Source organism: Aquabacterium sp., assembly GCF_021768455.1.
Lineage (GTDB): Bacteria > Pseudomonadota > Gammaproteobacteria > Burkholderiales > Burkholderiaceae_C > Aquabacterium.
In genome coordinates, this window is record NZ_JAIZVX010000139.1 from 1 (window position 1) to 11,592 (window position 11,592).

An 11,592-nucleotide genomic window follows, 5' to 3' on the forward strand; every position below is an offset into this window, starting at 1 on the left:
ATGTACCCCGACCAGTCGCTGTACGCCTACGACTCGGTGCCGACCATGGTTCGTCGCATCAACAACACCTTCAAGCGCGCTGACGAAATTCAGTGGGGCCGTGGCATCAACCCCGGTGACGAAGGCTTCGTCGACTACTTCCTGCCCATCGTTGCTGACGCGGAAGCCGGTTTCGGCGGCGTGCTCAACGCCTTCGAACTGATGAAGAACATGATCGCTTCGGGCGCTGCCGGCGTTCACTTCGAAGACCAGCTGGCCGCTGTCAAGAAGTGCGGTCACATGGGTGGCAAGGTGCTGGTCCCGACCCGTGAGGCCGTTGAAAAGCTGATCGCCGCTCGTTTCGCTGCCGACGTGATGGGCGTGCCCACCATCGTTCTGGCCCGTACCGATGCCGAAGCTGCCAACCTGCTGACCAGCGACTGCGACGAGAACGACCGTCCCTTCGTGACCGGCGAACGCACGCAAGAAGGCTTCTACCGTGTCAAGAACGGTCTGGAGCAAGCCATCAGCCGTGGCGTGGCTTACGCCCCCTACGCCGACCTGGTCTGGTGTGAAACTGGCGTGCCCGACATCGGCTTCGCCCGTGAATTCGCCCAAGCCGTGCACGCTGCCTGCCCTGGCAAGCTGCTGTCGTACAACTGCTCGCCTTCCTTCAACTGGAAGAAGAACCTCAACGACAAGCAGATCGCTTCGTTCCAGGAAGACCTGTCGGCCCTGGGTTACAAGTACCAGTTCATCACGCTGGCTGGCATCCACATCAACTGGTACAACACCTTCCAGTTCGCTCACTCCTACGCCAACGGCGAAGGCATGAAGCACTACACGGAAATGGTGCAAGAGCCCGAATTCGCCGCCCGCGAAAAGGGTTACACCTTCGTGTCGCACCAGCAGGAAGTGGGCGCAGGCTACTTCGACGACGTCACCACCGTGATCCAGGGTGGTTCGTCTTCCGTGAAGGCCCTGACCGGCTCGACCGAAGAAGAACAGTTCCACTGATCGGCGTTCAGGTGCCCGCCTGCTCGGTGGGTGCCGCGCTGAACAGCAGAACCGAAACCCGGCGTCTCAAGGCGTCGGGTTTTTTCTTGGGGCCTTACAATCTGGACTGAGCCCGTTCAGTCGGGCGTTTCTTGTGCACTGGTAAGGAACGTAGAAAGGCATCCCCGGTTATGACACCGCGAACTCCGACCACCCCCTTCACCTCCACCGAGGTCTAGTCGGCTGGCCGCTGCTTTCGCACCTGTACTCAGTTCTTACCTGACACCAGAAAGCGCGGCGACCACCGCGCTTTTTTCTTGTCTGCACACACACCACACCGCTGAACACCATGATCGCCATCCAGTTGCCTGACGGCTCCCAACGTGAATTTCCCGGTCCTGTGACCATCGCCGAGGTGGCAGCCTCCATCGGGGCCGGCCTGGCCAAGGCTGCGCTTGCCGGCCGCGTGGGCTCGGGCGAGTCCGCCCGCCTGGTTGACACCAGTTTCCTGATCGAGGCCGACACGCAACTGGCCATCGTCACCGAGAAGGACGACGCCGGTCTGGATGTGATCCGCCACTCGACCGCTCACTTGCTGGCTTACGCCGTGAAGGAGCTTTTCCCCGAGGCGCAGGTCACCATCGGCCCGACCATCGAAGACGGCTTCTATTACGACTTCGCCTACAAGCGCCCCTTCACGCCGGAAGACCTGGCGGCCATTGAAAAGAAAATGGCCGAACTCGCGAAGAAGGACGAGAAGGTCGAGCGCAAGGTGCTGCCGCGCGATGAGGCCATGGCCTACTTCAAGAGCCTGGGTGAGCATTACAAGGCGGAGATCATCGAAAGCATCCCGGCCGACCAGGACGTGTCCCTCTACAGCGAAGGCGCTTTCACCGACCTGTGTCGTGGCCCTCACGTGCCCAGCACCGGCAAGCTCAAGCACTTCAAGCTGATGAAGGTGGCGGGCGCCTACTGGCGTGGCGACCACCGCAACGAGCAGTTGCAGCGCGTCTATGGCACGGCCTGGACGACCAAGGACGACCTGCAGCAGTACCTGACCCGCCTGGAAGAGGCCGAAAAGCGCGACCACCGCAAGCTGGGCCGTGAGCTCGACCTGTTCCACATCGACGAACATGCCCCCGGCGTGGTGTTCTGGCACCCCAAGGGCTGGGCCGTGTGGCAGGCCGTGGAGCAGTACATGCGACAGGTCTACGTCGACAACGGTTACCAGGAGGTCAAGGGCCCGCAGATCATCGACAAGACCCTGTGGGAGAAGACCGGTCACTGGGACAAGTACCGCGACAACATGTTCACGACCGAATCGGAAAAGCGCGACTACGCGCTCAAGCCGATGAACTGCCCTGGTCACATTCTGATCTTCAACTCCGGTCTCAAGAGCTACCGCGATCTGCCGTTGCGCTTCGGCGAGTTTGGCCAGTGCCACCGCAACGAGCCCACCGGTGGCCTGCACGGCATCATGCGCGTGCGTGGTTTCACGCAGGACGATGGCCACATCTTCTGCACCGAAGACCAGATCCTGCAGGAATGCGTGAACTTCACGGCCCTGCTGCAGGCTGTCTACAAGGACTTCGGCTTCACCGACATCATCTACAAGGTCGCGACCCGTCCCGAGCAGCGCATCGGTTCGGACGAAAGCTGGGACAAGGCCGAGCAGGCGCTGATGGAGAGCCTGCGCGCCACGGGCAGCGAGTTCCAGATCGCGCCGGGCGATGGCGCTTTCTACGGTCCCAAGATCGAGTACACGCTCAAGGATGCGCTGGGGCGCCACTGGCAGTGCGGCACCATCCAGGTCGACTTCTCCATGCCGCAACGCCTGGGTGCCGAGTACGTGACCGAAGCCAGCGACCGCAAGCATCCTGTGATGCTGCACCGGGCCATCCTGGGTTCGCTGGAGCGCTTCATCGGCATCCTGATCGAGCAGCATGCCGGTTCGCTCCCCGTCTGGCTGGCGCCGACCCAGGTTGTGGTGCTCAACATCACCGATGCTCAGGCCGATTACGCATCGGACATTGCGAAATCGCTGCAGAAGCAGGGTCTGAAGGTGCAGTTGGATTTGCGCAACGAAAAGATCACGTATAAAATCCGCGAGCATTCGTTGCAGAAGGTGCCGTACTTCGTCGTTGTCGGTGACAAGGAGAAGGCTGATGGCACCGTCGCCGTGCGCGCCCGGGGTAACCAGAACCTCGGTGTGATGTCGCTCGATGACTTCTCCCAGAAGATCGCTCAAGACATCGCCAGCAAGGCCTGAGGTGGGCTTGCGCTTGGCTCCTGTTGATGGGAGCCGGGCGCCGGTCCCCAGGTTTGCCTGGGTGCGTGACCATGGTTAACCGGTGCGGGCGCCCAGGGCCTGTTGCCAAAAGGAAATCGACATCGCTAACTTCTTCGACCGCCGTACGCGCAATGATGAGCGCAAGCATCGGCTGAATCGTGAAATCATGGCTCCGGAAGTCCGCCTCAACGGCGTCGACAACGAGCCGCTCGGTATCGTCAGCATCCAGGAAGCCTTGCGCCTTTCCGCAGAGGCCGACGTGGACCTGGTGGAAGTGGCCGCCACGGCCGATCCTCCTGTCTGCCGCCTGATGGACTACGGCAAGTTCAAGTACCAGGAGCAGAAGAAGGCTCACGATGCCAAGCTCAAGCAGAAGGTCATCGAAGTCAAGGAAGTGAAGTTCCGCCCGGGCACCGATGAAGGCGACTACCAGATCAAGCTGCGCAACCTGCGCCGCTTCCTGGAAGAGGGCGACAAGGGCAAGGTCACCTTGCGCTTCCGTGGCCGTGAAATCACCCACCAGGAACTGGGCTTGCGCCTGCTGGAGCGTGTGCGTGACGACCTGACCGATGTGTCGATCGTTGAGAACATGCCTAAGCTTGAAGGCCGCCAGATGATCATGGTGCTGGGTCCCAAAAAGAAGAAGTGAGCCGCGAGGCTGGTTTTCTTCTACAATGCGAGGTTTGGTTCTGTGCGGTGGGTAACTGCGGCACAGAGCTTTCGCGCTGCAGTGCAGGCTGAAAGCCTCTGCGCAGTGCACGGCGCACGGTCTGGTCACCGTGCGTTGATCGAAGTGACTGCAGGCCATCAAGACGCGGAAGTGGTATTTCGCGGCGCCTGACAGGCACAATTTATCAGGAGCAGAACATGCCCAAAATGAAGACCAAGAGCAGTGCGAAGAAGCGTTTTCGCGTTCGCCCGGGTGGCACCGTCAAGCGCGGTCAAGCCTTCAAGCGCCACATCCTGACCAAGAAGACCACGAAGAACAAGCGTCACCTCCGCGGCGCTGTGAACGTGCACGAAACCAACATGGGTTCCATCGCTCAGATGCTGCCCATGGCTGGTCTCTGATCCTCTTGTCCTGATTCAACGCTGAAGGAGCACATCCATGCCTCGCGTCAAACGTGGTGTAACAGCCCGCGCTCGTCATAAAAAGGTTCTCGCACTGGCCAAGGGTTTCCGTGGTCGCCGCAAGAACGTCTACCGCATCGCCAAACAGGCGGTCATGAAGGCAGGCCAATACGCCTACCGTGACCGCCGTGCCAAGAAGCGCGAATTCCGCCGTCTGTGGATCGCTCGTATCAACGCCGGCAGCCGCGCGCTGGGCTTGACCTACAGCAAGTTCATTGCTGGCATCAAGAAGGCTCAGATCGAGATCGACCGCAAGGTGCTCGCTGACATGGCTGTCAACGATCCTGCTGCTTTCGCCAGCATCGTTGCCACGGCCAAGGCTCAACTGGCTGCCTGATCGCAGACAGCAAGATGCTGCGCTGTTTGCCCTGCCGGCTCTGCCGGCCAGGGCAACCACAGTGACCTGAAGGCCAACGTGAGTTGGCCTTTTTTTTCGACCGCACAAGACATGACCGACCAGCAAAGCGACCTTCAGGCCATCGTGCTCTCCGCCCAGGAGGCCTTCGCCGCCGCGGCCACGCCCGCCGACCTGGAAAATGCCAAGGCCCGTTTCCTGGGCAAGTCCGGCAGCATGACCGACCTGCTCAAGGGCATGGCCGCGCTCAGCCCCGAAGAGAAAAAGACCCGTGGCGCCGCCATCAACCAGGCCAAGCAGCAGGTCGAGGCGGCCCTGAATGCCCGTCGCCAGGCCCTGGCCGATGCCGAATTGGCGCTGCAGTTGCGCGCCGAATCGCTGGACGTGACCCTGCCGGGCCGTCGCCGCGGTGAGGGTGGGTTGCATCCGGTGTCGCTGAGCATCGAGCGCATCGAAGCCATCTTTGGTTCGCAAGGCTTTGCCGTGGCCGATGGCCCCGAAATCGAGGCCGACTGGTTCAACTTCACGGCCCTGAACACGCCGGAAGACCATCCGGCCCGCTCGATGCACGACACCTTCTACGTCGAGGGGGGGCACCTGTTGCGCACGCACACCAGCCCGATGCAGGTGCGTTACGCCGTGCAGCATGTGAAGTCCCATGCCGAGGCCCTGGCCCGCGGCGAGCGCATCCCCGAGATCCGCGTGATCGCCCCGGGGCGCACCTACCGTGTCGACAGCGATGCCACCCACTCGCCGATGTTCCACCAGTGCGAAGGCCTGTGGATCGGTGAATCGGTGAGCTTCACCGACCTGAAAGCCGTGCTGGGCGATTTCTTCAGCACCTTCTTCGAGACGAACGAGCTGGACATCCGCTTCCGTCCGTCCTTCTTCCCGTTCACCGAGCCTTCGGCCGAAGTGGACATCGCCTTCTCGTCGGGTCCGCTCAAGGGGCGCTGGCTGGAAGTCGGCGGGGCAGGGCAGGTGCATCCGAACGTGGTGCGCAACTTCGGGCTCGACCCGGAGCGCTACATCGGCTTCGCCTTTGGCCTGGGGCCGGATCGCCTGACCATGCTGCGTTATGGCGTGAACGACCTGCGCCTCTTCTACGAAGGCGACCTGCGCTTCCTGCAGCAGTTCCAGTGAGTGGGCTTCGGACCGGCCCTGCCGGCCTGATGCCTTGTGTGTGCCTGCGATGACGGCATCCCCGTGATGCCCCTGACCACCGAAAGGACCCGCCATGACCACCACCCCGACCACCATCCGCGCCTGGGCTGCCCAGGAGGCAGCCAAGCCCGTCGTGCCTTTTTCGTACGATCCGGGGCCGCTGGGGTCTGAGGAGGTCGAGATCCGCGTGGAGCACAGCGGCCTGTGCCATTCCGATCTGTCGATGATCGACAACGAGTGGGGCTTTTCAGGCTACCCGGTGGTGGGTGGGCACGAGGTTGTGGGCAGCGTGGTGGCCCTGGGTGCCAACGCCAAGGGTTTGAAGCTCGGCCAGAAGGTCGGTCTGGGCTGGATGTCGCAGAGCTGCCAGGCGTGCAAGGCCTGCCTGGGTGGCCAGCCCCAGCTGTGCCGCGCAGGGGTGCCGACCATCGTGGGTCACCATGGTGGTTTTGCCGAGCGCGTGCGTGCGCACTGGCTGTGGGTGGCGCCGATCCCTGCTGGCCTGGACTCGGCCAAGGCCGGCCCGCTGCTCTGCGGCGGCCTGACGGTGTTTTCGCCCTTCCTGAATTTCGACATCAAGCCGACCCACCGCGTGGGCGTGGTGGGCATCGGTGGCCTGGGGCACCTGGCGCTGAAGTTTGCGAGGGCCTGGGGTTGCGAGGTCACGGCCTTCACGTCCAGCGATGCCAAGCGCGACGAAGCACTGAAGCTGGGCGCGCACCGGGTGGTCTCCAGCGTGGATGCGAAGTCCATGAAGGAGGTCGCTGGCCGCCTGGACCTGGTGCTGGTGACTGTCAATGCCATGCTCAACTGGAAGGCCCTGATGGGCACCCTGGCGCCCAATGGTCGCTTGCACGTGGTGGGCGTGCTGCCTGCGCCGATGGAGGTCGAGTCCTTTGCCCTGATCGGTGGCCAGCGCAGTGTTTCGGGTTCGCCCACGGGCTCGCGCCAGGACATCGACACCATGCTGGATTTTGCTGCCCGCCACGGCATCGAGCCCCAAACCGAACATTTCCCGATGGCCCGCATCAACGACGCGCTGGACCACCTGCGCGCCGGCAAGGCCCGTTACCGCGTGGTGCTGGACGCCGATTTCGCCTGATCGCGCTCGCAGCGATCCCCACGGCACCCAAGTCCATCGCACCACCCCAAGAAGATTCTCAAGGATCCCTGACATGCAATTCCCCGAGTCCTGGCTGCGCAGCTTCTGCAACCCCGATCTCACCACCCAGCAATTGGCCGACCTGCTCACCATGGCCGGTCTGGAAGTGGAAGAACTGGAGCCCGTGGCCAAGCCCTTCACGGGCGTCGTCGTGGCCCAGGTGCTGGAAGTGGCCAAGCACCCTGATGCCGATCGCCTCAATGTGTGCAAGGTCGACGCCGGCACCGGCGAACCGTTGCAGATCGTGTGCGGTGCGCCGAACGTGCGTCCGGGCATCAAGATCCCCTGCGCCACGATCGGGGCCGAGCTGCCCCCGGGCGCCGATGGCAAGCCCTTCCTGATCAAGAAAGGCAAGCTGCGCGGTGTCGAAAGCCATGGCATGCTGTGCTCGGCCCGTGAACTGGGCATCTCGGAAGAATCCAATGGCCTGCACATCCTGGCCGAGGATGCGCCCGTGGGCGTGAACATCCGTGAGCACCTCAAGCTGGACGACACCCTTTTCACCCTCAAGCTCACGCCCAACCTGGCGCACTGCCTGAGCGTGGCAGGCATCGCCCGAGAGGTGTCGGCCTTGACGGGCGCGCCCTTGACCCTGCCGGCCATCGAGCCCGTGCAGCCGGCCATCGATGACACCGTGAAAGCCACGGTGCAGGCGCCCGAACTGTGCGGTCGTTTTGCCGGCCGCGTGATCCGTGGCGTGAACCCCCAGGCCCAGACGCCTGAATGGATGGTCGAGCGCCTGAGCCGCTGTGGCCAGCGTTCGGTCTCGCCCCTGGTCGACATCTCGAACTACGTGATGTTCGAGCTGGGCCAGCCCTCGCATGTGTTTGACCTGGACAAGGTGCACGGTGGCCTCACGGTGCGCTGGGCCAAGCCCGGTGAGCAGCTCAAGCTGCTGAACGGCAACACCGTCACCCTGGACGAGCAGGTGGGCGTGATCGCCGACGAGGCCCAGGTGGAGTCGCTGGCAGGTGTCATGGGCGGTGACGCCACCGCGGTGGGCGACGAGACCCGCAACGTCTACCTGGAAGCCGCTTTCTGGTGGCCCAAGGCCATCGCGGGTCGTGCCCGCCGCTACAACTTCTCGACCGACGCTTCGCACCGCTTCGAACGGGGTGTCGACCCTGCGCCGACGGTGGCCTACCTTGAGCGCATCACCCGCCTGATCCTGGACATCTGCGGCGGCGAAGCCGGTCCGGTGGACGATCAGGTGGTGAAGGCGGCAGAGCGCCAGCCGGTGACCCTGCGCCTGTCGCGCGCCCAGCGCGTGATCGGCATGCCCGTGACGCTGGCCGAGGTCGAAACCGTGTTCAACCGCCTCGGTTTGAGCCATGTGGTGAGCACGGTGGACGGTGACGCTCACCTGACCGTGACGCCCCCGAGCTGGCGCTTCGACATTCAGATCGAAGAAGACCTGATCGAAGAGGTGGTGCGTGTGATCGGCTTCGACAAGCTGCCCAAGCGTGCGCCCAAGGCGCCGATCACCGCCCAGGTGCTGCCAGAAGCCCGCCGCAGCCTGTATGCCGTGCGCCGCGATGTGGCCGCCCGCGGCTACCAGGAAGCGATCACCTTCAGCTTCGTTGAGGCGAAGTGGGAGGCCGATTTCGCCGGCAACGCCGACCCGATCAAGGTGCTCAACCCCATCGCGGCGCCTTTGGCCGTGATGCGCTCGACCCTGATCGGCAGCCTGATCGAGGTCCTCAAGACCAACCTGGCGCGCAAGGCCGAGCGCGTGCGCCTGTTTGAAGTGGGCCGCGTGTTCAGGCGCGACGCCAGCGTTGCCGACAGCGACCAGACCGTGGGCGGGTTCGACCAGCCCGTGCGCGTGGCAGGCGTGGCCTACGGCCCGGCCGAAGCCCTGCAGTGGGGCCAGGCTTCGCGCACGGTTGACTTCTTCGATGTGAAGGGCGATGTGGAAGCCCTGCTGGCGCCGCGCCAGGCCACCTTCGTGGCCGCCGAGCACCCGGCCTTCCACCCCGGCCGATGCGCGCGCGTGCTGGTCAACGGTCAGGACGTGGGCGTGGTCGGTGAGCTGCACCCCAAGTGGCGCCAGGCTTACGACCTCCCGCAGGCCCCGGTGCTGTTTGAACTGGATGCGACCGTGCTGGCCCAGCGTACCGTGCCCGCCTTCACCAGCGTGCCCAAGCTGCAATCCGTTTTCCGCGACCTGGCCCTGGTCGTGGCCGACAGCACGCCGCACGATGCCTTGATTGGCGCGATCACTTCGGCCCCGACCGAAGGTCTGGTCAAGGCTGCCCGTTTGTTCGACATCTACAAGCCCAAGGCCCCGGTTCAGGGGATCGCCGATGACGAGCGCAGCCTCGCTGTGCGCGTGGAACTGCGCGATGATGAGCAAACGCTGACCGACGAGCGCATCGACACGGCCATGAAGGCTGTGCTGGCCTCGCTGGCCGAGCGTGTGGCCGCCCGCGTGCGCGCCTGATCCCGGGGGAGGGGACATGAACGACAAGATCAGCGACCTGACCGTGTTGCTGCCGACGATCGAGACGCCAACGCTGACCAAGGCCGAGCTGTCCGAGTTGCTCTTCGAGCGGCTCGGGCTGAACAAGCGCGAGTCCAAGGACATGGTCGAGGCCTTTTTCGAGTTGGTGAACGACACCCTGGTGAGCGGCACCGATGTGAAGCTCTCGGGTTTCGGCAACTTCCAGATCCGTCGCAAGGCGCCGCGTCCCGGGCGCAACCCGCGTACCGGGGAGACCATCCCCATTGCTGCGCGCAACGTGGTCACCTTCCACGCGAGCCAGAAGCTCAAGGGCATGGTGCAGGGCGACGTTCCTTCTGGCGAGGACTTGGAGTAAAGTCTTCTGGACTTGCCCTGAGGCCCTCGACGCCCCGTGTTGCCACGGGGTGCGGGGCCTTCGCTGATTTCAGCGAGGGTGCCAACGCAGTGCCCTCGCTCACCGATCTGCTTCGCGGCAGACACACCTGACGGACCCTATGGGAGCCATGGACCGCATCGACAGCGCCTTGCCGCCGATCCCTGCCAAACGCTACTTCACCATTGGTGAGGTCAGCGAGTTGTGCCTGGTCAAGCCTTACGTGCTGCGCTACTGGGAGCAGGAGTTCGTGCAACTCAAGCCCATGAAGCGCCGCGGCAACCGCCGTTACTACCAGCATCACGAGGTGCTGTTGATTCGCCGCATCCGGGAGCTGCTTTATGAGCAGGGCTTCACCATCAGCGGTGCGCGCAACCAGCTGGCCGAAGCCGGTGTGGCGGTGCAGGTGAGCGACGAGGTCGAAGGCCTGGACGACGGTGAGGCCCTGGAAACCCCCTGGTCTGCGCCGGTCATGCCGCCTCAGCCTTCGGGTGAATCGCGCGTGGTGCGCGCGCTGCAGGCCAGTGCGCCGGCCGTGGCCGATGCCCTCTGGATCGGCCCCACGCAGATCGACCTCCAGGACCTCGACCCCGAAGCCGTGCTGGCCCTGCGCGAAGCCCTGGTGTCGATCCGCGATTTGTTGGTCTGAAGCCTCATTTCAGACAGAAAAACAACAAAACTTGCGGAGCCTGATTGAGTCGTGCTATAGTTTAATTCTTGTCGGGGCGTAGCGCAGCCTGGTAGCGCACTTGCATGGGGTGCAAGGGGTCGCGAGTTCGAATCCCGCCGCCCCGACCAAGAGAACGACATGAGCCCAGTAGCGAAAGCTACTGGGCTTTTTGTCTTCTGGGCCGTGTGTGGGCCGTGGAGCTCTGGTGCGGGTGGTGCGCGATGCTGAGCGGTTCAACGCCCCACAGGGCGCTTCAGTCGCTTGGCGACGCTGCGATCGAATTCCTGCTGCAAGACCACGGGAAAGGCTGCGCTGATCGAGCCGATGGCCAGGGGGCGCAGGCGTTCAAACAGGGCCCGCAGCTGTCCGGCCACAGCCAGCGGCTCGCCGGCCTTGCTGGCTTCCGTGCCATGTCCGCCTGCGACGTCCTCCACCAGGTTCAGGAAGAGCTGCTCCACATAAGCCTTGGCAATGGCGCGGGTATGGCGGATGAGTTCGTCCTGCAGGTCCAGCACCGTGTCCAGCGGGACGTTGAGCTCCGCCAGCTGGATGCCGATGCGCTCCAGGGCCGGGCTGAGGATCTCCACCTCATCACCCTCCGCCAGTGGGCGGTAGAGCCCGTTCTTGCTCAGCCGGGCCTTCTGCTCCGGTGTGGCGCGGGTGTCCCAGTGGGCGGCCATTTCGTCCAGCCCCTTGCGCTTGGGCGCTTCCACCGTGAAGAAGGTGGTGGAGAACAGTTCGCTGATGAGCGAGTACTCGGTCCAGGCGCCTTGCGGGGTCTTGTCCAGCATCTCCTTGATGGCGTCGAGCCGGAAGCCCTGCTGGCGCAGATCGCGGATGAGTTCGAGCTTGCCCTGGTGTTCCGCGTCGTACAGCCCGAGGCGGCCTTTCAGCCTTGGGGGCGGCATCAGGCCGGCGGGCGGACCTTCGGCCCCGGCAGGACGCTGCGTGCCCGAGGGGGCGGTCGGCTGGCCTTCGCGGGTCTGGGTCGCGCGGTGGGCCAGCATC

The 11,592-nt window shown here is 63.9% G+C and carries 11 protein-coding genes and 1 tRNA gene; 11 read left to right on the forward strand and 1 reads right to left on the reverse strand.

Translation table 11 applies throughout. The features are described 5' to 3' along the window. The 11 genes from aceA to QZ994_RS15795 form a co-directional block, all read left to right on the forward strand. The coding region (gene aceA / locus QZ994_RS15745) for an isocitrate lyase (RefSeq protein ID WP_290873718.1) at nt 1–996 on the forward strand (996 nt) is incomplete at its 5' end. A 328-nt stretch (nt 997–1,324) separates the two neighbouring features. Then, nucleotides 1,325–3,244 (forward strand): threonine--tRNA ligase, encoded by a 1,920-nt coding sequence (thrS, locus tag QZ994_RS15750; protein WP_290873720.1) that lies wholly within the window; start codon nt 1,325–1,327, stop codon nt 3,242–3,244. A gap of 121 nt (nt 3,245–3,365) precedes the next feature. Further along, nucleotides 3,366–3,914 carry a translation initiation factor IF-3 gene (gene infC, locus QZ994_RS15755; protein ID WP_290873741.1) on the forward strand — a complete coding sequence of 183 codons (549 nt, stop codon included), beginning with the start codon at nt 3,366–3,368 and terminating at the stop codon, nt 3,912–3,914. A gap of 218 nt (nt 3,915–4,132) precedes the next feature. Continuing rightward, complete coding sequence (gene rpmI / locus QZ994_RS15760) at nt 4,133–4,336, forward strand: 50S ribosomal protein L35 (protein WP_290873722.1); 204 nt, start codon at nt 4,133–4,135, stop codon at nt 4,334–4,336. A 37-nt stretch (nt 4,337–4,373) separates the two neighbouring features. Continuing rightward, on the forward strand, nt 4,374–4,733 hold the full coding sequence (gene rplT / locus QZ994_RS15765) for a 50S ribosomal protein L20 (protein WP_290873725.1): 360 nt from the start codon (nt 4,374–4,376) through the stop codon (nt 4,731–4,733). A 111-nt stretch (nt 4,734–4,844) separates the two neighbouring features. Further along, nucleotides 4,845–5,894, forward strand: a complete 1,050-nt coding sequence (gene pheS, locus QZ994_RS15770) for a phenylalanine--tRNA ligase subunit alpha (RefSeq protein ID WP_290873727.1) — start codon at nt 4,845–4,847, stop codon at nt 5,892–5,894. A gap of 94 nt (nt 5,895–5,988) precedes the next feature. Continuing rightward, nucleotides 5,989–7,017: an NAD(P)-dependent alcohol dehydrogenase gene (locus tag QZ994_RS15775; protein ID WP_290873729.1), complete on the forward strand. Its 1,029-nt coding sequence runs from the start codon at nt 5,989–5,991 to the stop codon at nt 7,015–7,017. Nucleotides 7,018–7,090: 73 nt separating this feature from the next. Then, entirely contained in the window at nt 7,091–9,520 is a 2,430-nt protein-coding gene (gene pheT, locus QZ994_RS15780) for a phenylalanine--tRNA ligase subunit beta (RefSeq protein WP_290873732.1), read from the forward strand. 16 nt (nt 9,521–9,536) lie between these two features. After that, a complete protein-coding gene (locus tag QZ994_RS15785) occupies nt 9,537–9,896 on the forward strand; it encodes an integration host factor subunit alpha (RefSeq protein ID WP_290873735.1) in 360 nt (119 codons plus the stop codon). Nucleotides 9,897–10,044: 148 nt separating this feature from the next. Further along, nucleotides 10,045–10,563 carry a MerR family transcriptional regulator gene (locus QZ994_RS15790; RefSeq protein WP_290873736.1) on the forward strand — a complete coding sequence of 173 codons (519 nt, stop codon included), beginning with the start codon at nt 10,045–10,047 and terminating at the stop codon, nt 10,561–10,563. Nucleotides 10,564–10,635: 72 nt separating this feature from the next. Then, a tRNA-Pro gene (locus tag QZ994_RS15795) sits at nt 10,636–10,712 on the forward strand. A gap of 105 nt (nt 10,713–10,817) precedes the next feature. On the opposite strand, the gene QZ994_RS15800 is transcribed toward QZ994_RS15795, so the two are convergent. Next, nucleotides 10,818–11,592 (reverse strand): MerR family transcriptional regulator (locus tag QZ994_RS15800; RefSeq protein WP_290873739.1); only part of this gene is annotated, 775 nt, incomplete at its 5' end.

What these genes read in the sequence shown, in the direction of transcription:
- thrS (WP_290873720.1), top strand. Translation starts at nt 1,325, where the DNA reads ATGATCGCCATCCAGTTGCCTGACGGCTCCCAACGTGAATTTCCCGGT.
- rpmI (WP_290873722.1), top strand. Translation starts at nt 4,133, where the DNA reads ATGCCCAAAATGAAGACCAAGAGCAGTGCGAAGAAGCGTTTTCGCGTT.
- rplT (WP_290873725.1), top strand. Translation starts at nt 4,374, where the DNA reads ATGCCTCGCGTCAAACGTGGTGTAACAGCCCGCGCTCGTCATAAAAAG.
- pheS (WP_290873727.1), top strand. Translation starts at nt 4,845, where the DNA reads ATGACCGACCAGCAAAGCGACCTTCAGGCCATCGTGCTCTCCGCCCAG.
- QZ994_RS15775 (WP_290873729.1), top strand. Translation starts at nt 5,989, where the DNA reads ATGACCACCACCCCGACCACCATCCGCGCCTGGGCTGCCCAGGAGGCA.
- pheT (WP_290873732.1), top strand. Translation starts at nt 7,091, where the DNA reads ATGCAATTCCCCGAGTCCTGGCTGCGCAGCTTCTGCAACCCCGATCTC.
- QZ994_RS15785 (WP_290873735.1), top strand. Translation starts at nt 9,537, where the DNA reads ATGAACGACAAGATCAGCGACCTGACCGTGTTGCTGCCGACGATCGAG.
- QZ994_RS15790 (WP_290873736.1), top strand. Translation starts at nt 10,045, where the DNA reads ATGGACCGCATCGACAGCGCCTTGCCGCCGATCCCTGCCAAACGCTAC.